This is a genomic window from Aeromonas sp. MTB (genome assembly GCF_056632455.1).
Genome location: NZ_CP147026.1, coordinates 90,515 through 113,511, shown reverse-complemented (window position 1 = coordinate 113,511; position 22,997 = coordinate 90,515). Strand labels below are relative to the sequence as shown.

Below are 22,997 nucleotides of genomic sequence, written 5' to 3'. Positions count from 1 at the left end.
AGGACTCACAAGATGTACACGGAAACCATCAACAAGTGTGCCGCCAACGCGGCCCGCATCAACCGCTTCGAGCGCAGCGACAAGCTCGGCTTCTGGCTCAGCTCCGCCATGGCGGGGGCCTATGTGGGCCTCGGCATCATCCTCATCTTCACCCTCGGTAATCTGGTGGATCCGAGCATCCGACCGCTGGTGATGGGGGCCACCTTCGGTATCGCCCTGACGCTCGTCATCATTGCCGGCTCCGAGCTGTTTACCGGCCACACCATGTTCCTCACCTTCGGGGTGAAGGCGGGCAAGATCACCATGGCCGACCTGCTGCGCATCCTGCCGCAGACCTGGGCCGGCAACCTGATTGGCTCCATCGTGGTGGCGCTCATCTACTCCTACGGCGGCAGCCTGCTGCCGGACGCAGGCAGTCTGGCCCACAAGGTGGCGCTGGCCAAGACCCAGGCCCCGGCGCTGACCCTGTTTATGAAGGGGATCCTCTGCAACTGGCTGGTCTGCCTCGCCATCTGGATGGCGCTGCGCACCGAAGGGGCCGCCCGCTTCATCGCCATCTGGTGGTGCCTGCTGGCCTTTATCGCCTCCGGCTACGAGCACTCCATCGCCAACATGACCCTGTTCGCTCTCTCCTGGTTCGGCGCCCACTCCGAGGCCTACACCCTGGGCGGCATCGGCCACAACCTGCTGTGGGTGACCCTGGGCAACACCGTCTCCGGCGTCCTCTTTATGGGCCTCGGCTACTGGTATGCCACCCCCAAGGCGGAGCGCCCGGTCGCAGTGAGCGAGACCACCAGCACCGCCAACCAGACCCGAACCGCCTGATCCGGAGGCCCCATGGACTACTTGCCCATCTTTTGCCGACTCGACAACAAACCCGTGCTGCTGGTCGGCGGCGGCGAGGTGGCAGAGCGCAAGGCGCGTCTGCTGCTGGATGCCGGTGCCCACCTCACAGTCGTAGCGCCCGAGCTCGACCCCGAGCTGGCGGAACTGGCGGCCAACGGCAGCATCGAGTGGCTGGCCGGTGAATTTGTGCCGGAACAACTGGCGGGCAAGTGGCTGGTGGTGGCCGCAACCGATCGGCGCGAGGTGAATGCACTGGTTTACCAAAGCGCCAATCAGGCGCGGATCTTTGCCAACGTGGTGGATGACCCGAAACGCTCCAGCTTCATCATGCCGTCGATCATCGATCGCTCGCCGCTGATGGTGGCCATCTCCTCCGGCGGCAAGGCGCCGGTGCTGGCCCGCCTGCTGCGGGAAAAACTGGAAGCCCTGCTGCCGCAACATCTGGGGGCCGTGGCGACCTTCGCCGGCAGCCTGCGGGAGCGGGTCAAGGCCCGCTTCGCCAGCATGGGCGAGCGGCGCCGCTTCTGGGAGCGGCTGCTCGGGGCGGATCGGCTCGGGCAGGCGCTGGCGCGGGGGGATAGCGCCTCTGCCCACCAGCTGGCCGGCAACCTGTTTGCCGACGAAAGCCAGAGTGCTGGCGAAGTGGTGCTAGTGGGTGCCGGTCCCGGCGATCCGGGCCTGCTCACCCTGCACGCCCTGCGCCAGATGCAGCAGGCGGACGTGGTGGTCTATGACCGGCTGGTCTCCGACGAGGTGATGGCGCTGGTGCGCCGGGATGCCAAGCGCATCTTCGTCGGCAAGCAGGCGGGCAACCACTGCGTGCCGCAGGAGGGGATCAACCAGCTCTTGCTGGAGGAGGCGCAGAAGGGGCAACGGGTGGTGCGGCTCAAGGGGGGCGACCCCTTTATCTTCGGCCGTGGCGGCGAGGAGCTGGAGACGCTGGTCGGCAGCGGCATCGGTTTTCAGGTGGTGCCGGGAATCACTGCGGCCAGCGGCTGCGCCGCCTACGCCGGTATTCCGCTGACCCACCGCGATCACGCCCAGAGCGTGCGCTTCGTCACCGCCCACGGCAAGGGGGGCGCCCGGGATCTCGACTGGCCGCTGCTCGCCAAGGACAAACAGACGCTGGTGTTCTACATGGGGCTCTCATCCTGCGCCACCATCCGCGAGCAGCTGCTGGCCCACGGCAAGGCAGGCAACACCCCGGTGGCGCTGATCGAGCGCGGCACCCAACCCTGCCAGCGGGTCATTCGCGGCACTCTCGATGAGCTACCCGCGCTGGCGGTGGGGGTCGAGAGTCCGGCGCTCATCATGGTGGGCTCGGTGGTCACTTTGGCCGACCAGCTCGCCTGGTTTGGCCAGGCCCCGCAGCGCCAGCGAGCCCTCGCCTGAGGGAGCCTCGGCAACTCACCATGAGGCCACCAGCAGGTGGCCTCACTTTTACCTCCCTCTTCTCCCATCACGGTCATAACCTGTTGTTTTAAGTCTGGTATCCTATGGGCATTGAGCCCTTGGCTACCATCTCAGGAATTCATCCCATGTCTCTTCCCATCAAGAACAGCGCCCGGCAGCGCGCGGATGACAGATCCCGCATTCTCACCCTGCTGCTGCGCGATGATGCCCTCACCGACAGCCTGCTCGATCCGCAGGTGGTGCAGGATGCCGAGCAACGCGATCAGACCAGCGAACTCACAACGCTGGTCAACGGGTTGCCCGCCGCCGACGTCGCCGACGCGCTGGAATCGCTGCCGCCCGATGAGCGTCATGCCCTGTGGGCACTGGTGGAGGAGGAGAAGCGCGGCCAGATCCTGGTCGAAGCGTCGGAGACGGTGTGGGACAGCCTTATCAGCGGGATGAGCGACAAGGAGCTGCTGCACGCTCTGCGCACCCTGGATATCGATGATCAGATCTATCTGGGCCAGTACCTGCCCCGCAACCTGATGGGGCGGCTGCTCACCTATATGGCCCCCGCCGAGCGGGATCGGGTGCGGGAGGTGATCCGCTACGGCAAGCACACCGTCGGCGCCATGATGGACTTCGAGATCATCACCATCCGCCCCGAGGTGAGTCTGGCCACGGTGCAGCGCTATCTGCGGCTGCGCGGCAAGATCCCCGCCAACACCGACAAGCTGTTCGTCATCGACCGGCGCAACCACCTGCTGGGGGAGCTGGCCCTCACCACTGTCCTGCTGCACAAGCCCGCCACCCTGGTGAGCGACGTGATGGAGCGGGATCCGGTCACCTTCGATCCGGAGGATAACGACGAAGCGGCCGCCCGCACCTTCGAGCGGGATGACCTGCTCTCCGCCGCCGTGGTGGATGGCAAGGGCAAGCTGATGGGCCGCCTCACCGTCGAAGAGGTGGTGGATCTGGTCTATGAGGAGAGTGACACCGACCTGCGCCGGATGGGGGGTATCAGCGAGGATGAAGATGTGTTCGCCCCTGTCTCCAAGGCGGTCAAGACCCGCTGGGCCTGGCTTGCCATCAACCTCTGTACCGCCTTTGTCGCCTCGCGGGTGATCGGCCTGTTCGAGCACACCATCTCCCAGCTGGTGGCACTGGCGGCGCTGATGCCCATCGTCGCCGGGATCGGCGGCAACACCGGCAACCAGACCATCACCATGATAGTGCGGGCGCTGGCGCTGCAGCACATTCAGGCGGGCAACCTCTCCTTCCTGCTGCTGCGGGAGCTCGGGGTCGCCTTTATCAACGGGCTGGTGTGGGGTGGCACCATGGGCATCGCCACCTATCTGCTCTATCAGGATGCGGCGCTCGGCGCCGTGATGACCCTGGCCATGATGCTCAACCTGCTGGTGGCGGCGTTGATGGGGGTCATCATCCCCATGACCATGACCCGCCTCGGCCGCGACCCGGCAGTCGGTGCCAGCGTGATGATCACCGCCATCACCGACACCGGCGGCTTCTTTATCTTCCTCGGGCTGGCGACCCTGTTCCTGCTGTAAACCGTGCGTTGAAAACAACAAGGGAGCCACTGGCTCCCTTGTTGTTTCAGGCGCGTTTGCCCGCCCCTGCCGTTGGGCTGCTTATCGCTTGTCAGCGGTGATCAGCAGGCCATTGGTGTCGGGGAAGCCGATGACCAGCGCCTCTTTTTTGGCATCCGTGGTAAAGGTGGTGACATAGGCGACGCGGTTATCCATCGCCCGGGCCAGAGCGGCATTCCAGAGGTTTTCGATCGGCGTGGCGGCAGCGGATTGCTTGAAGTTGCACTTGCCAAACCCGGTCATGGTCAGCTTGCTCAACCCGGCCGTCGCACTCCCCTCGCCCACCAGCGTACAACCTGCCGCCGGAAACTCGATCGCCACCGTCAGCTTGCCACCGTTGTTGGTGGTATCCACCTTGCCCACCATGTCGCTGCTGAAGCCATCGCTGCCCGTGGCACTCCAGCTGGCCGTGGTCACCGCTTTGGTGGTCAGAGCCGTCACCGCCACATGACCGCTGAAACCGGAATAGATGGGGGAGTTGTCGGAGAACTTGGTGCCGGTCCGGGTGAAATCAAAAACCCAGCGCTTGATCTCCTTGCCCTGCAGATCGATGACCGGCTGATCCTGGAAGGTGATGAGGTTGTGGTCGTTGGTCACCGAGCTGAGCGCCGTGCTGGTGCCGAGTCGCTCGCTGTTGCGGATCAACTGCACCGGGTAGATCCCGTCTTTGTCGGCTTTCTGGTCAGCCTGACCCAGCCACTGGCTGTTGGTCTCGACCTTGCCCACCTGATGATCCACCCAGACACCCCAGTGCTGCACGGTTTCACCCTTCGGGTAGACCAGCGCCAGACCATCCAGATCCTTGATCATGCGCGGCGTCGCCTTGTCGCCGTCGCGGCTCATCAGATTCGCTTGGTAAAGACCCGCCTCCGGCAGGGCCAGTGGCACCCGCTTGGCGATGCTGTTGGCAACTTTTTCGCTGTCACAGGCAGACAGGGCCGCAGCGCAGGCGATGGCCAGCAGCGCTTTGTTGTGCATTTTCATGAAGTTTTATTCCTTGCTGTCGCTTTGTAATTTTTAGATGCAATCAATCGCCGCTGAATTTAAGGGAAAGGTCATCTATCAGTCGAATGGAGATCTGTAACCAACCATTACAGCCTCGCAGGAGCGGCAGGCCGCGCAGCTTGCCCCGACCGCACTGCGGTAACGACAGGTGACTAACGGCGGAAAAGCAGCGAGGGTAGCGAACCAAAAAACAGATGAAAATCAGAGTCATAACTCTATTAACAGGAGGGTAATTAGCCCGAATTGCCAGCCTGCTCACAATCGGATTCTTTTGCTGTCGATAGAATGCACCACGCTGGCATACCCATAACAAGAGAATCCAACAATGAAAACCACCCTCAAACTGAGCGCGGTGGCAGTTATCTTTTTGCTGTCCGGCTGTGATGACAACAACTCTCAGGCCCCCGGTGATCTCACCCTGCGGCTGATCGAAACCTCTGATATCCACTCCAACCTGCTGAGCTACGACTACTACCAGAACAAGCCGGATGCCTCGCTGGGCTTTGCCCGCACCGCTGTGCTGATCCGCAAGGCCCGCGAAGAGAACGCCAACAACTTGCTGATCGACAACGGCGACCTGATCCAGGGCACCCCGCTGGCCGACTATATCCACGACCAGCAGGTCAAACAGCAATGGCTGAGCAAGCAGACCCACCCCGCCATCAAGGCGCTCAACACCATGAGCTATGATGTCGGCAACCTGGGCAACCACGAATTCAACTTCGGTCTCGACTTCCTTTCAGAGACCCTGAAAGGGGCCAACTACCCCTACATCAACGCCAACGTCTTCCAGGCCGATGCCTTCAGTCGTGATGGCAAGGGCACCATCGACTGGAGCAAGCAGAAGTTCAAACCCTATGTGGTGCTGGATCGTCAGGTGAAGGATGCCAACGGCAATACCCAGACCATCAAGGTCGGGGTGCTGGGCCTGACTCCGCCCCAGATCACCCAGTGGGACAAGCGCAATCTGGAAGGCAAGGTGGTGGTGGCCGATATGGTCGAGACCGCCGAGCACTATGTGCCCGAAATCCGCGCCAAGGGCGCTGACATCGTCGTGGTCGTGGCCCACACCGGCATCATAGGTGACCCGCGCGAACCCATGATGGAGAACGCCGCCCTGCCGCTGGCCAAAGTGAAAGGGGTCGATGCCCTGCTGCTGGGCCATGCCCACCGCACCTTCCCGGGTGACTACCCCAACATGACCGACGTGGACAACGAGAAAGGCACCCTGGCGGGCGTACCGACCGTGATGCCGGGCGTCTGGGGTAACCACCTTGGCATCATCGACCTGCACATGACCAGGAAAGAGGGTCGCTGGGAAGTGGCCTCCAGCCAGTCCCAGCTGCGCAAAATCGACAGCAGCGCCAGCAGCACCGAAGATCAGGCGGTAGTCGATCAGGTCATTGCCGAGCACGAGCAGGCCAACCAGTGGCTGGACGAGCCCCTCAGCAAGATCACCAAGCCGATCCACAGCTTCTTCGCGCTGGTACAGGATGACCCCTCCATCCAGATCGTCAGCGACGCCCAGCTGTGGCACGCCAAGAAGCTGCAACAAGATGGTCAGCTCAAGGAGAAATGGCCCATCCTCTCCGCCGCCGCGCCATTCCGTGGCGGTCGCAACGGCCCGACCGACTTCACCTATGTACCGGCTGGCGATATCTCCCTGCGCAACGTGGCCGACCTCTATGTCTACCCCAATACCCTGCAGGTGGTCGCCATCAATGGCGCGACCGTACAGGAGTGGCTGGAGAAGAGCGCCGTCCAGTTCAACAAGATCGATGCCGCCAGCACCGCCACCCAGTGGCTGGTGAACGAGAAGTACCGCACCTACAACTTCGACGTGATCGACGGGGTGAACTATCAGGTCGATGTGACCAAACCCGCCCGTTACGATGTGGATGGCAACAAGGTGAGCGACAGCTATCGCATCACCAACCTCACCTATCAGGGCAAGGCGATCGACCCGGCCCAGATGTTCTACGTGGTGACCAACAACTACCGCGCCAGCGGTGGTGGCAACTTCCCGGGCATCAACGCCAAGGTGATCGTCCATGAAGATCAGTTCGAAACCCGCGAAGTGCTCTCCGAATACCTCAAGGATCTGGCAGAGAAGAATCCGGCTGGTTTCGAGCCACCGGCAGACAACAACTGGCAGCTGGCCCCCCTGCCCGCCAATCTGGATCTGCGTATCTACAGCTCGCCACGCAGCGAGGCGCAAGCCCTGACCGGTGGCAAGCTGAACTATGTGGAGACCCTGCCGCCCACCGATGCCAAACACCCCGGCTTTGGCGTCTACAAGCTGGTGCTGGCACCCTGAACCTCAGGGTTAATCCGGCAATAACCAGTGCAACCCCCTCCTGATAAGAGGGGGTTTTTAATGGTACTGGCAGCGGGATATGCACCTGTAAGCCAGCCGCTACCTGCGGCAACTCGCGCAGCCCCTTTATCCCTTCACGCCATCGCCTCCCTCTGTCGAACCATCCAGATCCCGGCTGGTCTGCCCTATCCCGCCCATAAAAAAACAGGCCCACCGAAGTGGGCCTGCAGTTATTTGCGTGATCGGGAGTATCGCGATAAAGGGCGCTACTCCCGCTCCTTCACATAAGGTGTACCAAGTGCCTTGGGGGCCACCGCACGGCCGATAAAACCGGCCAGCAGGAACACGGTCAGGATGTAGGGCAGTGCCTCGATGGCCTGCACCGGAATGGCGAAGCCACCGATGCTGACCCCTTGCAGGCGGATGGCGACCGCATCGAGGAAGCCGAACAGCAGGCAGGCGGCCATGGCATTCCAGGGGCGCCACTTGCCGAACACCAGCGCCGCCAGCGCCATAAAGCCCTTGCCCGCACTCATGTTGGGGATGAACTGAGCCGTCTGGGCCACCGCCAGATAGGTGCCACCGATACCGGCCAGCAGGCCGCCGATGAGGAGCGCGGTGTAGCGCATCCGCACCACAGAGATACCGGCGGTATCGACCGCTGCAGGCGCCTCACCCACCGCCCTCAGCCGCAGACCGAAGCGGGTACGGAACATCACCCACCAGGCCAGCGGCACGCAGGCGAACGCCACATACTCCAGCAGGGAGTGGCCGCTCAGCAGCTCGCTGTAGAGCTGGCCGATCACCGGCACATCCCACAACTCCTTGGCATAGGGCAGATCGATGGGGGCGAAACGGGCATCACCGGAGAGTGCCGGAGTCTGGCCACCCTGATCGAACCAGTAACGACCCAGCGTCACGGTCAGACCGGCCGCCAGAATGTTGATGGCCATGCCGCTCACCACCTGATCACCGCGGTGGGTGATGGTGGCAAAGCCGTGCATCAGGGCAAACAGGATGGAGACACCCACCCCGGCCCCCAGACCTACCCAGGCAGAACCGGAGACCGCCGCAGCCGCACCACTGGCGAACGCCGCCGCCAGCAGTTTGCCTTCCAGCGCGATATTGACCACCCCGGAGCGCTCGCAGAACATACCCGCCATGGCCGCCAGAATGAGCGGCGGCGCAGTACGAATGGTCGCATCCAGCATCAGGATCAGAATTTCAAACATGATCAGACTCCTTTAGCTTGCGCGGCTGAGCGGTTGGCAAACGCCAGATAGAGCTGCTCGATGCGCGGACGCATCATGTGCTCAAGGGCACCACAGAACAGGATCACCAGACCCTGCAACACCACCACGATGTTGCGGTCGACACCGAACTCGAAGCTGAGCTCGGCGCCCCCCTGATAGAGGAAACCGAACAGCAGGCTGGCGATGATGACGCCGACCGGGTGGTTGCGCCCCATCAGCGCCACCGCGATACCGGTGAAACCGAACCCTTCCACGAAGTTGAGCTTGATCTGGTGCAGCTCACCCTGCAGCACGTTGAGGGCAAAGAAGCCCGACAGCATGCCGGAGATCACCATCGCCAGGATCACCACCTTGGGATAGGAGATACCGGCGTAGGCAGAGGCACTCTGGCTGGCCCCGACCGAGCGGATCTCGTAACCCCAGCGGGTGTGCCAGATAAAGACCCACACCAGCGCCGCACAAATCAGCGCCCAGAAGAAGCTGATATTGAGGGGGCTGTTGGGGATCTCCATCCCGAACAGGTTCGCCAGCCCGCTCATCTTGGGCAGCCAGCTTGCTTCGGCAAACACCTTGCTCTCGGTCGCCATCGAACCGGGCGGTTTGAACACCTCCACCAGCAGATAGGCCATCAGCGAGGCGGCGATGAAGTTGAACATGATGGTGGTGATCACGATATGGCTGCCGCGCTTGGCTTGCAGCCAGGCCGGAATAAAGGCCCAGGCCGCACCGAACAGACCACCGGCAATAATGGAGAGCGGCAACAGCAGGGCAAACGGCAGCACATCGCCGAGCATCAGACAGACCAGACCGACACCGAGACCGCCGATATAGGCCTGACCTTCACCACCGATGTTGAACAGACCGGCGTGGAAGGCGACCGCCACCGACAGACCGGTAAAGATAAAACCGGTTGCGTAGTAGAGGGTGAAGCCGACCCCTTCACCTGTGCCGAACGCGCCGTACCACATGATCTTGGCGGCATCGACCGGGTTGATGTCGAGGTAGTAAAACAGAATGGCCGACACCAGGAAGGCCAGCAGGATGTTGACCGCAGACAAGACGCCTACGGAGACCCAGGCAGGAATACGTACTTGGCTCATCAGTGGGCCTCCTTGGCTACGCCAGACACGCCAGCAACTTCGTCCGGCACTATGTTCGCCATCATCAGACCAATGGTGCGCTCATCCGCCTTGGCACCATCCAGCTCGCCGACGATGCGACCATCGGCAATGACCAGAATGCGATCTGCGAGGCTCATGATCTCGTCCAGCTCCACCGAGACCAGCAAGACGGCCTTGCCCTTGTCACGCATGGCGATGATCTGCTGGTGGATATACTCGATGGCACCGATGTCGACCCCGCGGGTCGGCTGGCCGATCAACAGCACATCCGGGTCCTGCTCCACTTCACGGGCGATCACCAGCTTCTGCTGGTTGCCACCGGAGAAGTTGGCGGTCTTGTGATCGGGATGGGGCGGGCGCACGTCCCACTTCTCCATCTTGGCCTGACAATCCTGCTGGATCGCCTCCTTGTTCTGCAGCCAACCCTTGTTGTATTGCGGGCGACGGTGATAACCGAGAATGAAGGCCTCTTTCGCCTCGAAGCGGTTGATCAGCCCCATCTTGTGGCGATCTTCCGGCACATGACCGAGGCCGTAGTTGCGCACCAGCTCCGGATCGGCCGGGTGCTCTGCGCTCACCTTGTGCACGCCGCTGCGGCTGCTGATGGTGAAGCCGCCCTTGCTCGGCTTGAGAATACCGCCAAGCAGGCTGAGCAGTTCGGACTGACCGTTGCCGGAGACCCCGGCGATGCCGACCACTTCACCGGCCCGCACCTCGAAGCTGACCGATTTGACCCGCTCCACCTTGCTGGCATCGACGTAGCTGAGCCCTTCGATCTTCAGCTTGGCTTCACCGGGCTGGGTTGGCCCCTTGTCGACCTTGAGGCGCACCTTGCGGCCCACCATCAGCTCGGCCAGCTGCTCCTTGTCGGTATCCTTGGTGGCGACGTGTGCCACCATCTCGCCACGGCGCATGATGGAGACCTGATCGGTAATGGCCAGGATCTCCCGCAGCTTGTGGGTGATAAGGATGATGGTTGCCCCCTGATCCCGCAGCTTTTTCAGTACCTCGAACAGGTGATCCGCCTCTTGCGGGGTCAGTACCCCGGTCGGCTCGTCGAGGATCAGGATGCGGGCGCCGCGATAGAGCGCCTTGAGAATTTCGACCCGCTGTTGCAAGCCAACCGGCAGATCTTCAACCTTCTCGTGCAGCGGCACGTCTAGGCCATAATCCCGCGCCAGTTCGCCCAGCAGCTTTTCGGCTGACGCCACGCTCTGCTGAAGGTGCCAGCCGTTCTCAGCGCCGAGGATGACGTTTTCCAATACGGTGAAGTTGTTGACCAGCATGAAGTGCTGGTGAACCATGCCCACGCCTGCGGCAATCGCATCTTGTGAGCCATGGGGTTTGAAAGGATTCCCGTCGATCAGCATCTCGCCTTTGTCGGCATGGTAAAAACCATAAATGATGCTCATCAGGGTGGACTTACCGGCGCCATTTTCGCCGACAATGCCGTGGATACTGCCTTTGCGAACCTTAAGGTCGATCAGCTTGTTGGCGTACACTTCGCCGAACCGCTTATCGATACCTCTTAATTCGATGGCATAGCGATCTGTCTGGTCCATGATGCAGCCCTGCGTTTCATGAAATAAGACTAAAAACCGGCCCGTGCGGGCCGGTGGTGCGTTGAGAGTCGTAGCAGCTATCTAATTAGTATTTGCAGGTGTTATCGCTCATGTAGTCATGAACCTTGACCTTGCCAGCGATGATTTCAGCCTTGATGGCATCCACCTTGGCTTTCATTTCCGGGGTGATCAGCTTCTCGTTGTCCTTGTCGAGAGCCCAATCCACACCGCCTTCGGCCAGACCCAGGTTCTTGATACCCGGCTTCCACTCGCCTTTGGCAGCGTCATCCCAGGTCTGGTAAGCGGCCAGACCCACAGACTTGACCATAGAGGTCAGCATGGTGCCCGGTTGCAGGTGGTTCTGGTTGGAGTCCACACCGATGGCGAACTTGCCACTGTCCTTGGCTGCCTGATAGACACCGATACCGGTACCGCCAGCTGCGGCGTAAACCACGTCAGCACCCTTGGCGAACTGGGACTTGGCCAGCTCGGCACCTTTGGCCGGGTCAGCAAACGCGGCCGGGGTAGAGCCCGCCATGTTCTGGAACACTTCGATCTTCGGATTGACGAACTTGGCACCCTGCTCGTAGCCGCACTGGAATTTGCGGATCAGCGGGATATCCATGCCGCCCACGAAGCCGACCTTGCCGCTCTTGGAAGCGATGGCAGCCAGCGCGCCCACCAGGAAGGAACCTTCATGCTCCTTGAAGATGACGGACTGGACGTTCGGCTTGTCGACCACCATGTCGATGATGGTGAACTGGGTTTTCGGGAATTCGGTCGCTACTTTCTCGACGGCAGAGCCCATGTTGAAACCGACCGCCACGATCGGGCCGTTGCCACGGCTGGCCAGACGACGCAGACCCTGCTCGCGCTGGGCTTCGTTCTGGGGTTCAAACTCTTTGACCTTGACGCCCTTGTCCTTGTTGTAGAGCTCGACGCCGTTACGGAACACGGCTTCGTTGAATGATTTGTCATACTTGCCCGCGGTGTCATAAATGACGGCTGGCTCGGAAGCAGCCTGAGCAGAGAGAGCAGCGAGAGTGAGGGAGGCCACAGTGGCCAGCTTGAGCACTTTAGTCACGATCGTATCCTTGATTGTTATTAAGTGAGGGAACTTGCTTGCCTGTCAGAGCAGGCTATCTAGCACGCAGGCTTACTCTAAGTCAGCCCCGATGCGGGTCAAGCAAATGATAAGGGAAAAACGTTTGCGTTAACGGTTTGAATTCTAAGCAAATAACCTTATAAGCAGTTGTTTTTTAGCTACTTTTCAGTTTTTTATGCTAACAACCAAAAGACCCAAACGACATTTCTCTTATTGTTCAGCAAGTTACTGTAAACCGTTTTCCCCTGTTATTCATCCAGCCCCCCGGCAAGCCCGTGATCCGGCTCGCAAAATCCCCACAAACCGCGCGAGCAAGAGTTGGCTACAGCTGGGAACCTCAGCCCCCTCTTCTTTCTGTGCTAGCCAAAATTGGCCGCATCGGCGCCCCTGCAAGTCCCCATCTCGCCCCTCCCCCCGAGTTTGGATTTGGTCTGGCAGGGGGGATGGCCGTATAATCCCCGCCTGTATAAATAAACAGGAGTGGTGATGGACGTTTCAACCCTGCTCGACGGGCTCAACGACAAACAAAGAGATGCCGTTGCGGCACCCCGCAGCAACCTGCTGGTGCTGGCCGGTGCCGGCTCGGGCAAGACCCGGGTGCTGGTGCACCGTATCGCCTGGCTGATGCAGGTGGAACGCTGTTCACCCTTCTCCATCATCGCGGTCACCTTTACCAACAAGGCGGCGGCCGAGATGCGCGGCCGGGTCGAAAAAGTGATCGGCGACGGCGTGCGCGGCATGTGGATCGGCACCTTCCACGGTATCGCCCACCGCCTGCTGCGGGCCCACCATCTGGATGCGGGCTTGCCGCAGGATTTCCAGATCCTCGACTCCGACGACCAGTACCGTCTCATTCGCCGGGTGCTCAAGGCGCTCAACCTCGACGAGAAGCACTGGGCCCCGCGCGCCGTGATGGGCTACATCAACGGCAAGAAGGATGAGGGGCTGCGCCCCGGCGACATCGACCTCTATGGCGACCCTGTCACCCGCACCTATCAGCAGATCTACAAGACCTATCAGGAGACCTGCGATCGCTCCGGTCTGGTGGACTTCGCTGAACTCTTGCTGCGCGCCCACGAGCTGTGGCTCAACAAGCCGCACATCCTCGAGCACTACCGCGACCGCTTCCAGAACATCCTGGTGGACGAGTTTCAGGATACCAACGGCATCCAGTACGCCTGGTTGCGGATGCTGGCGGGCAACAGCGGCAAGGTGATGATCGTCGGCGACGATGACCAGTCCATCTACGGCTGGCGCGGCGCCAAGATCGAGAACATCCAGCGCTTCCTGACCGACTATCAGGGGGCCGAGACCATCCGCCTCGAGCAGAACTACCGCTCCACCGCCAATATCCTCAAAGCGGCCAACAGCGTCATCGCCAACAACGCCGAACGCCTTGGCAAGGAGCTATGGACCGAAGGGGCCGAAGGCGAGCCGATCTCCCTCTACGCAGCCTTCAACGAGGTGGACGAAGCGCGCTTCGTGGTCGGCCGTCTCAAGGATTGGAAGGAAAAGGGCGGCCTGTTGGCCGACTGCGCCATCCTCTATCGCTCCAACGCCCAGTCACGGGTGCTGGAAGAGGCGCTGATGCAGGACGCCATGCCCTACCGCATCTACGGCGGCTTGCGCTTCTTCGAGCGCCAGGAAATCAAAGACGCCATGGCCTACCTGCGTCTTATCAACAACCGTGGCGACGACGCCAGCTTCGAGCGGGTGGTCAACACCCCGACCCGCGGCATCGGCGATCGCACCCTCGAGATCCTGCGCGGCAACGCCCGCGATCAGGGGCTCAACCTGTGGCAATCGGCCAAGGCACTGCTCAACGACAAGGTGCTGACCGGTCGCGCCGGCAACGCGGTGCGCGGCTTTGTCGAGCTGATCGACGCGCTGGAGGAGCAGGTCGCCATGCTGCCGCTGCACCAGCAGGCGGATATCGCCATCCAGAACTCCGGCCTCAAGGCGATGTATCTGGCAGAAAAGGGCGAGAAATCCCAGGCGCGGGTAGAGAACCTGGACGAACTGGTCACCGCCTGCCGCCAGTACCAGCGCCCGGACGAGCTGGAGGATATGAGCGATCTCTCCGCCTTCCTCGCCCACGCGGCGCTGGAGTCCGGCGAGAATCAGGCGGACGAATATGCCGATGCGGTGCAGCTGATGACCTTGCACAGCGCCAAGGGCTTGGAGTTCCCGCTGGTGCTGCTGGTCGGCGTCGAAGAAGGCATGTTCCCCAGCCAGCAATCGACCGAGGAGTCGGGCCGGCTGGAAGAGGAGCGCCGCCTCTGTTACGTCGGCATGACCCGCGCCATGGAGAAGCTCTACATCTGTTATGCGGAGAGCCGCCGCATCTACGGCCGCGAGATGTTCCACAAGCCGAGCCGCTTTATCCGCGAGATGCCCGCCGAGTGTCTGGAAGAGATCCGGCTGCGCACTCAGGTGAGCCGCCCCACCCAGTACGGCCGCTTTAGCCAGAACGAGGTGCAGCAGAGCTTTGACGCCAGCGGCATCAAGCTCGGCCAGCGGGTACTCCATCCAAAATTCGGCGAAGGGGTGGTACTCAACTTCGAAGGGGTCGGCCAGCAGAGCCGGGTGCAGATCCAGTTCGACGACGTCGGCGCCAAGTGGCTGGTAACGGCGTATGCCAGATTGGAAGCGCTCTGATTTTTCCCGCCTTTTGATACAACCAACCCGGCTTAGGCCGGGTTGGTTATTTCAAACATTACAATAGAATATAGGGTCAATTAAGTAATCGTCTGCTGACCTTCCCTATATTCTACAATAAGAGCAGGCAACCTATTAATAAAGTTGTTGTTGGCATTTATAAATTTGTTATAAATTTCCTCTGCTGTATCACTCACTTGAAATAAGGCATAGTTCTCATGTGCAAGCTTATTTCTAAGACGTCCAATTGATATGAAGTCAGAAATGGCTAACGACAACTCATCTGACTCCCTAACTTTGGTTGCCATATACGATTTAAATCCATCCCCCATCAATGAGAAAAACTGATTTGCGTTACTTGAATCCCAATTAAACAATGTGTGATATTGTCTTGTAAGTGCCTTCCTAGAAATAAATTCTTTTGTTAGCTCACAATTACTTGGATTTAGGTTTGTTTTTATTTCTTCAACTACCCGCGCTTCAAAAAAACTAGCTGCCGATAGAACCATTATTTTTGAAAATTGGGATTTATACTCTGTCGCAAAGCTAATCATCCCTTGCCCAAGAAGGAAGTTATAGTTATCAATGTAATCCTCATACATTGATTCTATAGCCGCAAATCCATCATTCATTGGTAATGCCTATTATATATTTCTTTAGCACGTTCTAAGCGTTTAAGAACAGACTCTTTCCGTGTTGTTTTCCCTGTGCTGTAACGCATAAAGTCAGCATCATTGCGTAGGTCCCAAATATAACGCTTCGTTATTTTATTTACAGCTACTGTCTCCGCCATATAAGAATCTATACAGGAAGCATAAAATGCAGATTCAAAGAGAGTGATGCTTAAACGATGAGATCCTGCAACGAAATCGCTATCTTCAAGGTCTTCACATGCATCCATGAATGCCCCCCACAAATCACCAATGAGCTTAATGGTTTCTGGTGTGAATTTCTTAGCCTGATTAGAAAAACTATTAAGAAAACCTGATATTGATCTTTTATAACTCTCAGAGTTAACTAGCATCGCAACAGTTCTTAAAATAGCCTCAACATCACTTAGACGCAGATCTTCCTGCGGTTTCCCCAAGAGAGCTCTCCATCTTGCATTCTTATTTAGCTCCAATAGCGAAATAATAAATGGTGATTGATATAGGCTCATTCTAATCTCTTGTGGCGCCAAGTTAACACCACCACTGTTCAAACGGTTAAAGATCTCGAACATGGCACCATCTTCATCATCACCAGCAACTGGCTTTATCACCATATTTCTTATGGTTGCAAGATTAAGCGTCATTTGATAGTCGCCTAACGTTTCATAGTTTTTTCCATGAAATCTATTTTCCTGCCCTTCAAATACGCCATCTAATTTTAAATTGAACTTTTGGAAAAACTCATCATCCGCCATTATCTCTTCAGGAATATAGCCATGAGCATCAAATATATCTCTCAATTCAGAACGTTTTTCTTTTTTAGGGAAGCGGCCACTTACAAAATAATAAAGTGACATTAGTCTTTGCTGCCCATCAATCACTAAAAATTCATTTCTACCACTTTCATAGAGGAAGACTTGTGGTATAGGTAATCCAATTAGCAGTGACTCTATTAGCTTGGATGCCCTCTTGATATCCCATACATAATGCCGTTGAAACGCAGGGATTTTGAATACCTTTGACTTTATAAATGAAATAATGGTTAGTATATTAAAGTCATTAGGTGTTGTTGTAAGTTGAAATTCATTTATTGGGTAGCTTTCATCTTCAGCGTCGGTGTAACTATCATTATTGTAGGCGTCCATATATATTACCTTTCATAATTTAAATTTGTGATATATTGCCCCATCTGAGTCGAATAGGTCAATGGATCATCGACTTAATAAAAAGCTGTAGGTTCGATTAGCGAAGCGTAATCGGACGTTCGCGTAATCGGTCGCTTACAACGGAACAATCCTGTTAGGGGTTTACTCCAATCCCCCCAACGCCCCATCCACCGACCCGCACCAATCTGGTGGATAGACGCCGCTTACCACATAACGATGGAAGGTGGAATACGGCCAATCGGCCACCCGCGTGACATGACCATGCTTGAGCGGGTTGATATGGACGTAATCCATATGGCGGCGGTAATCCTGCTCATCCCGGATCAGATGTTCCCAATAATGGCGTTGCCAGATGCCCCGCTCCCCGTGACGTAACCGCGTCTGGCTGCGCCGCTCGTTCACCGGCAAGGCGCGGGAAAAGTGGCTTTTGATCAACCGCCACCGCAGGGGGAAATCGGTGTCTCCTTCCGGCAAAGAGAGAATGCAGTGGAGATGGTCGGGCAACACCACCCATGCATGAATGACGAAGGGGTGAGCCTGTTGCACCTTGGTAACGCTATGGCGCAGCAAGTCGATCTGCTCCACCAGCAACCGGTTATTGCGCCGCTCCAGCAGGTTGACGGTAAAGAACCAGGTTCCTCCGGGCCACCATGCCCGCCGCCAATTGGCCATCCCTTTCCCCTCGTTGAGACCGAAAAGCCAAGCATAGCCTTGCCTCACTTCGATCTGCTTGCGGGCCGTGATGATGCGGATGTTACTTACGCGATCGTCCGATTACGCTTCGCTAATCGAACCTACATGGACAGGAAATCTGGAACACCCACTTTCGGGCAAAGGCGTAACTGGTGGAGCTACGCCTTGTTTTTGGTGAAAGCCTCTGGTCACTTGACCAACTTGCTCTCCATCACCCCTTGCTTACCCTCCTCTTCACTGACCTGACTCAGCTTGGAGCGGGCCATCAGCAGGCCCATCTTGACCTCCTGCCAGACGTAGTAGTTTTTACCCGCCTCGGTGCTGAGAGTCAGGGTGGCATCGTTCTCCGACTTGGAGGTGATGGTGTGGCTGCCCGGTGTCACCTGCTTGAGGATGTAGGTGTGGGCCACGGTATCGCCGACCGCCATACCATCCACCAGCAGCGGCATTTTGACGGCGGCACCGAAGGTCTCGTTGCGATAGATATAGAGGTTGGCCGCATCCTTGGGCGCCACAAACTGCTTGGCCTGGGCGTCTGCGGTGGCATCGGCCATGGGTACGGAAGCACAACCAGAAAGCAGCGCCGCCGACAGCAGGGCGGCACTCATCATTATTTGCCTGAACATAGTCGTTATTTTTTAGTGGGTTAACGGGGTTTAAAGGTTCGCATGAGCCTGCGCTGGCTGACAATCACTCAAATCGGTCGGGGTGTGACCCGGTTCAATTTTTCGGCATTTGGTGGGATAAAGGGGGGAACTCAGAAACCCGGCCGCCAGATGGGGCGCGGTGGCCGGGTGAATTGTAAAGAGTAGGGTGACAGGGAAAGGGATCAGCCTAGTCTAATCAACTCGATGGGGGCGTAGCGCTCACCGGAGTTTGCCAGCAGCACGCACTTCTCATGCTCCGCCTGATAGGGGGTCATATTGTCGGTGTGGGCCTCTTTCAGAAAATCGACTGCGCCAGTGGCGGCAATCATCACGCGCTGACCCAGGTTCAGCACATTGCGGTTACGGTCATAGATCTTCATCTCATTCTCCTTTTCTTGTGTCCTGGCGAATGCGCAGGCGCGTGTCCAGGACAACGGCATTCAGCCTACGCCCCTGAAAAAAGGTGATTTATGTCACAGATCAAAAAAGGGATGATAAGGGACTCGCAGGCTCAAAAAGCGAGCATGGCCCCTTGGCCAACGGCTGTCGCACGCAGTGGTGCTGCCCTGCCCTTTTCGTCGCGGCAGGCTCGAACCCGGCAGCGGTTGGGGTATATTGGTGGCCGATTAGCCAGTCTCATTCACCGTGACCGCGCAAGCGGGCCGCTGTTTCAACAAGATGGAGAGTGCTCATGAATCGCGACATTACCGCCCAGTTCATCAAGATGCTGACCAATCTGGATCACTGTCTGGCCAAGGCCGAGGCCCACGCTGCGGCGAAGCAGTTCAACGTGGAGAACTTCTTCGGCGAGCGGCTGATCGTCGATATGCTACCGCTCTCCAAGCAGGTGCTGATCTGCTGCGATTCGGCCCGCGCCGTGGTCGCCACCGCCAGCCACAGCGAGCTGCCGGTGCTGGGGGATGACCCCAAAACCATGGCGGACCTGCGCGCCCATCTCGGCAAGACCATCAGCTATCTGCAAGGCAAGCTGGACGCAGACTACAGCCAGTATGCCAGCGGCCGTTACGTGCCCCACTGGGCGGGCGGCAAGGGGATGGATGGCCATACCTGCGTCCATGAGTACGGCATTCCCAACTTCTACTTCCACCTCACCATGGCCTACGCCCTGCTGCGCCGCGCCGGGGTCGATCTCGGCAAGCGCGACTATCTGGGCGGGCTCAACCTGCAATAAGCGCTGCACGCCACTGGCGGCAAACAGATAGCAAAAGCCTGCCAAGCGGCAGGCTTTTTTATGCCGGATGGCACTGGGCTGGTGCGCAGAAGGGCTGCGCCCTAGAAGGGGCCGTTGCGCTCGCGCAGCTTGTCGGGCAGGCCGTCGTGATCCCCCAGCTCGCGCGCGGGCACGTCATCCCAGTGCAGCTTGCCGAGGGTGATATTGCGCTCGGGATGCACGGCGTAGTGGATGCGGTTGTCCTCCCGATCGGTATCGCCGATGCAGAGCAGCCGGACAGTCTCTTCGGTGTTGTTGATAAAGGCGTGGGCCAGCCCGTCACCGGCCTTGAAACCGACCGAGTCCCCCGGTTGCAGGCGAAAGAGCACGCCGTCGAGCCAGACATCCGGCGTCCCCTCCAGCACGTGAACAAACTCGTCTTCGGTCTTTTCGGCATGGGGCCAGCTGGTGCGATGGCCGGGCTCGACGATCTCGTGGTGAATGCCGATGCGGCTAAAGCCGAAGTGCTTGCCGAGGGCGCAGCCGCGAGAAAGGGGCTCCTGACTGCCGGAGTAGTAGCGCGGCGTCTGCTCTTGCAGCTCGCTCCAGTGTTTGATGCAGGGGTGGCGATTCATAGTGGTTCCTTTTCTATGAGGATGCGGTCACGGGAAGGGTCATCCTAACTGCCTGAATGCGGCGGAGAAAAGCAGAAATCGGTCAGCCCACTTCGCAGCAGATGGTGAAAAGACGAACTCGGCTGCGGGTCAATTCCCATCCTGCAAGGGCTGTACGGCCATGCCAGCGGCAGCGGTGCGGACAAAAATGGAGACAAAAAGAGGGAGCCGCTGGCTCCCTCTCTCGATTTGTCTGCCCTCGTTTTCTGAAGCTGACATTCCGCTCTTATTTCCCGCTCTTATTTCCCCAGATTGTCCGCCAGCTGTTTGGCACGGCTGGCCGCCCACTGGTCGATCATCTTCTCCATCTCCCCGGCGGTGATGGGCTCATCCTTGTGGGTGGTATCCGTGCTCTCGCGGGCATCCATCACCCGCACCAGCAGCTTGCCGCTCCGGGAGTCGAGCAGTTGGGCCATGCTGCCCACCTTGAGCAGGTAGGGCTCCTTGCCGATCACCTCGCGGGTGACGTTGATGGCGATCTTGGCCGGCAGCAGGTCACGCAGCTTGGGGTCGGGGCGGGTCAGGTCGAAGTTGGTGACGGCGGCCTGGATCCGCATCACTTTCGGGCCGGGGGCTGTGGCGATCTTGACGCCCTGCTTGATCAGCTCGCTCTGGAACTTGTCGTGGTAATAGCGGCCAATCTGGTTCTGTTCATTGGCGGTCAGCAGATACCACTGGCCGTTCTCCTGCCGGATAAACTGCAGCGGATCGAGCAGCACCTCATTGTATTGGCGCAGGTCAACGCCCGGCTCCTTGTAGACACGCTGATTGGGGTTGCTCTCGCTCTGCTGGAAGGCTGTCAGCGGGATCGCCTGCAAGCTGTGGGATACCTGATTCGTGACGGCGCAGCCACCCAGAAGGGCCGCAGCCACGGCAACCATCACGACCTTTTTCATATTTGCTCCTGCATTTTACTGTTTGTTTTTGCTGTGGATTTCGCACCACATGGCTGGAGAACCCGTGCCGGATGCCGCCAATGTCACAGAGAAATAACCTATTCATCACCTTCCCACAAGCAACAGATCAGGATTGTTCAGCTCACATCCAAGTTGTCACAATTGAGGCACTTTTGTACAGGGTCAGCCAGGGTATGAGCGGCAGTCTGGCGAGGGTTCGGTTGTTTAATCCGGCTAAATGGGGCTGCGGAAAGCGCTCGGTTTTTTCAAACGATGCGAGCCAGCGGGCGGCGTGAGTTGAACGGGGGAATGCCCTGGAACGCGCGATGACCGATCATCAGCCATCCTGCGCAAACTTGCCTGCCGCCGGAGAAGCGGCAGGCTCATTCATCAGTTATCCAGATCCCAGGGGCACTGCTTGACCAGCCCCTCTTTGCCGCTGGCGACGATCGCCTGCTGCACCATCCGTTTGTAGCGATTCTTGATATGGGCGGGCAACGCGGGCACCAGCAGCCGCTCGTCAAACTCCGGCAGCGGGCGATCCGGCAGCACCGCCTGCTCCTGCGGGCTTAGGGGCGGCCGGGAGGCCATATTGCTGGCCGAGATGGTGGGCGTGCCCACCAGCATCTGGCGTTGCAGCGGCGCGCTCAGCAGAAAATCCACCAGCAGGTAGGCGGCCTTGAGCCGTGCGGGATCATCCCCGACATGGCGGGCGATGGAGATCGCATCGAGGGCATAGATGGCCCCCTCCTGCACCATGGCGATCCGCCACTGCTGATCGTTCTGCTTGTTGCACTCCACCAGCTCCAGCCCCCAGGTGGTGGCAAAGGTCTGCTGGCGCAGATCCTCACAGCGGTTGGCCTGATTGAACCAGAAGCCGCGACTGGCTCGCAGCCGCTGCGAGAGCTGCTGCTCCACCTCTTGCTGCAAGGTCTTGTCGGCCAGCATCTCGCCGCTGGCAAACAGGGCGGGCGACTTGCCCAGCGAGAGCAGCACCGAAAAGAGCAGCGGCTCGAACTGGTCGCAGAACTCGGCAAACTGGCCTGGCGGCGAGCTGTTGGCAAGCACCTGCCAACTGGTGGGCGCTTGCGGCACCTGCTTGCTGTCATAGGCGAGGCTGAACATGGCGTAGGAGAAGGGCACCGAGTAGTTGCGCTCCCCCTGCTTGTCATACTCGGTGTTCTTGAGGGCGGGCTTCACCTCGGCGTAGTGCTGCAGGCGACTGAAATCGATGGGGAGCAGCAGCTTGAACAGCGGCTGGTGATGGGCCTTGTAGAAGTAGCTGGTCGGCAGCACCACATCGGCGCTGCGGGTGCGCAGGGAGCGGTAGACGCTGTCGAAATCGGTCAGCAGCGGCTCGATCCGGCTGACCGTCGCCTCCACCCCATGGGCTTTGGCGTAGTCGGCAAACTGTTGTTCATAACCCGCAGGCAGATAGCCCCACTCCAGCAATTTGAGCTGAACCGGGGCCGCCAGCGCCGGGGTCATCCCCAACAACCAGCAAAGAGGCAGTAGACGCATGGCCGGGCACTCCTGACAGGTAAACCTTGTTGGAGTATAGGCCCATGCGCCCACCCGTCAGGCCACCAGCTCGGCCCCCATGCTCGCCAGAATGGAGAGGCTGACCACCGCAAACAGCACGCCGGTCACCAGATTGAGTGGCCGCTGCACCCGCAGCAGCAGGCGCTGGGCGCGATCGGTGGAGAGGCTCCACGCCAGCAGCCCGAACCAGCAGAGGGAGATGATGAAGAGCTCGCCCACCAGCAGGCTGCGGGTCATTCCATCCACCTCTGGCGTCACCATGGCGGCCAGCAGACCGATAAAGAACACCAGCGCCTTGGGGTTAAGCAGGTTGGTGGCAAGGCCAGTGCGCACGCCCCTGCCCCAGCCGCGCAGCTCGTTGGCGGCGCTGGCCATCAGGGTACTGCTCTGCTGCCGAGCCGCCATCAGGGCGCCCCACCCCAACCAGCCCAGATAGAGGGCGCCGCAGCACTTGATCACCATAAACAGCAGCGGGTGACTGGCGATCAGCATGCTGATCCCGGTCAGGCTCAGGGTGGCGTGCACCATGATCGCCAGCGAGATGCCCAGCGCCGCGCCAAGGGCGGTCGGCCGGTGCAGGCTGGTGCGCAGGATCAGGGCGAAATCGGGGCCGGGGCTGGCCAGTGCAATCAGGTGCATCAGGCCGAGGGTAACGAACAGACTGGTCAGCATAACAACTCTCGCTTTAA

Annotated in this window: 20 protein-coding genes; 6 read left to right on the top strand and 14 right to left on the bottom strand. The window is 59.2% G+C overall.

Features of this window, described 5'->3' with window-relative positions; all coding sequences use genetic code 11:
• Positions 1-12: 12 nt before the first annotated feature.
• From nirC to mgtE, 3 genes are all read left to right on the top strand, one after another.
• Positions 13-825, top strand: a complete 813-nt coding sequence (nirC, locus tag WBR25_RS00520; RefSeq protein WP_139410483.1) for a nitrite transporter NirC — start codon at positions 13-15, stop codon at positions 823-825.
• Between the two features lie 12 nt (positions 826-837).
• Positions 838-2,238 (top strand): siroheme synthase CysG, encoded by a 1,401-nt coding sequence (gene cysG, locus WBR25_RS00515; RefSeq protein ID WP_479749247.1) that lies wholly within the window; start codon positions 838-840, stop codon positions 2,236-2,238.
• Between the two features lie 146 nt (positions 2,239-2,384).
• Complete coding sequence (gene mgtE, locus WBR25_RS00510; RefSeq protein ID WP_058056414.1) at positions 2,385-3,809, top strand: magnesium transporter; 1,425 nt, start codon at positions 2,385-2,387, stop codon at positions 3,807-3,809.
• 81 nt (positions 3,810-3,890) lie between these two features.
• Here the strand turns inward: mgtE and WBR25_RS00505 are convergent, their stop codons facing one another.
• Entirely contained in the window at positions 3,891-4,832 is a 942-nt protein-coding gene (locus WBR25_RS00505) for a hypothetical protein (RefSeq protein WP_479749246.1), read from the bottom strand.
• 346 nt (positions 4,833-5,178) lie between these two features.
• On the opposite strand from WBR25_RS00505, the gene WBR25_RS00500 reads away from it, so the two are divergent.
• A complete protein-coding gene (locus WBR25_RS00500; RefSeq protein ID WP_479749245.1) occupies positions 5,179-7,170 on the top strand; it encodes a bifunctional 2',3'-cyclic-nucleotide 2'-phosphodiesterase/3'-nucleotidase in 1,992 nt (663 codons plus the stop codon).
• Between the two features lie 266 nt (positions 7,171-7,436).
• Here WBR25_RS00500 and WBR25_RS00495 read toward each other — a convergent pair whose 3' ends face one another.
• The 4 genes from WBR25_RS00495 to WBR25_RS00480 all read right to left on the bottom strand — a co-directional run bounded on the left by WBR25_RS00495 (position 7,437) and on the right by WBR25_RS00480 (position 12,190).
• A complete protein-coding gene (locus WBR25_RS00495) occupies positions 7,437-8,402 on the bottom strand; it encodes an ABC transporter permease (RefSeq protein WP_005340795.1) in 966 nt (321 codons plus the stop codon).
• Positions 8,403-8,404: 2 nt separating this feature from the next.
• Positions 8,405-9,523 carry an ABC transporter permease gene (locus WBR25_RS00490; protein WP_005357011.1) on the bottom strand — a complete coding sequence of 373 codons (1,119 nt, stop codon included), beginning with the start codon at positions 9,521-9,523 and terminating at the stop codon, positions 8,405-8,407.
• Positions 9,523-11,106: an ABC transporter ATP-binding protein gene (locus tag WBR25_RS00485; RefSeq protein ID WP_042079884.1), complete on the bottom strand. Its 1,584-nt coding sequence runs from the start codon at positions 11,104-11,106 to the stop codon at positions 9,523-9,525. Before WBR25_RS00485 ends, WBR25_RS00490 begins: the two co-directional genes overlap by 1 nt.
• Before the next feature lie 85 nt (positions 11,107-11,191).
• On the bottom strand, positions 11,192-12,190 hold the full coding sequence (locus WBR25_RS00480) for a BMP family lipoprotein (protein WP_005340803.1): 999 nt from the start codon (positions 12,188-12,190) through the stop codon (positions 11,192-11,194).
• A gap of 507 nt (positions 12,191-12,697) precedes the next feature.
• On the opposite strand from WBR25_RS00480, the gene uvrD reads away from it, so the two are divergent.
• On the top strand, positions 12,698-14,869 hold the full coding sequence (gene uvrD, locus WBR25_RS00475) for a DNA helicase II (RefSeq protein WP_041209786.1): 2,172 nt from the start codon (positions 12,698-12,700) through the stop codon (positions 14,867-14,869).
• Positions 14,870-14,949: 80 nt separating this feature from the next.
• Here uvrD and WBR25_RS00470 read toward each other — a convergent pair whose 3' ends face one another.
• The 5 genes from WBR25_RS00470 to ydfZ all read right to left on the bottom strand — a co-directional run bounded on the left by WBR25_RS00470 (position 14,950) and on the right by ydfZ (position 18,405).
• Positions 14,950-15,501: a HEPN domain-containing protein gene (locus WBR25_RS00470; RefSeq protein ID WP_479749244.1), complete on the bottom strand. Its 552-nt coding sequence runs from the start codon at positions 15,499-15,501 to the stop codon at positions 14,950-14,952.
• Complete coding sequence (locus WBR25_RS00465) at positions 15,498-16,664, bottom strand: DUF262 domain-containing protein (protein WP_421258790.1); 1,167 nt, start codon at positions 16,662-16,664, stop codon at positions 15,498-15,500. Before WBR25_RS00465 ends, WBR25_RS00470 begins: the two co-directional genes overlap by 4 nt.
• Positions 16,665-16,826: 162 nt before the next feature.
• Positions 16,827-17,357: an REP-associated tyrosine transposase gene (locus tag WBR25_RS00460; protein ID WP_479749243.1), complete on the bottom strand. Its 531-nt coding sequence runs from the start codon at positions 17,355-17,357 to the stop codon at positions 16,827-16,829.
• A gap of 209 nt (positions 17,358-17,566) precedes the next feature.
• Positions 17,567-18,004 (bottom strand): DUF2846 domain-containing protein, encoded by a 438-nt coding sequence (locus WBR25_RS00455; protein WP_017788673.1) that lies wholly within the window; start codon positions 18,002-18,004, stop codon positions 17,567-17,569.
• 203 nt (positions 18,005-18,207) lie between these two features.
• On the bottom strand, positions 18,208-18,405 hold the full coding sequence (gene ydfZ, locus WBR25_RS00450; protein WP_005342516.1) for a putative selenium delivery protein YdfZ: 198 nt from the start codon (positions 18,403-18,405) through the stop codon (positions 18,208-18,210).
• Positions 18,406-18,716: 311 nt separating this feature from the next.
• Here ydfZ and WBR25_RS00445 point away from each other — a divergent pair, with 311 nt between their 5' ends.
• A complete protein-coding gene (locus WBR25_RS00445) occupies positions 18,717-19,217 on the top strand; it encodes a DUF1993 domain-containing protein (protein ID WP_111901569.1) in 501 nt (166 codons plus the stop codon).
• A 101-nt stretch (positions 19,218-19,318) separates the two neighbouring features.
• On the opposite strand, the gene WBR25_RS00440 is transcribed toward WBR25_RS00445, so the two are convergent.
• The 4 genes from WBR25_RS00440 to WBR25_RS00425 all read right to left on the bottom strand — a co-directional run bounded on the left by WBR25_RS00440 (position 19,319) and on the right by WBR25_RS00425 (position 22,980).
• Positions 19,319-19,831, bottom strand: a complete 513-nt coding sequence (locus WBR25_RS00440) for a cupin domain-containing protein (RefSeq protein WP_479749242.1) — start codon at positions 19,829-19,831, stop codon at positions 19,319-19,321.
• A 278-nt stretch (positions 19,832-20,109) separates the two neighbouring features.
• Entirely contained in the window at positions 20,110-20,766 is a 657-nt protein-coding gene (locus WBR25_RS00435) for a DUF3313 domain-containing protein (RefSeq protein WP_479749240.1), read from the bottom strand.
• 390 nt (positions 20,767-21,156) lie between these two features.
• Positions 21,157-22,287: an ABC transporter substrate-binding protein gene (locus WBR25_RS00430; RefSeq protein WP_236322930.1), complete on the bottom strand. Its 1,131-nt coding sequence runs from the start codon at positions 22,285-22,287 to the stop codon at positions 21,157-21,159.
• A gap of 57 nt (positions 22,288-22,344) precedes the next feature.
• Complete coding sequence (locus tag WBR25_RS00425) at positions 22,345-22,980, bottom strand: LysE family translocator (RefSeq protein ID WP_100652235.1); 636 nt, start codon at positions 22,978-22,980, stop codon at positions 22,345-22,347.
• Positions 22,981-22,997: the final 17 nt, after the last annotated feature.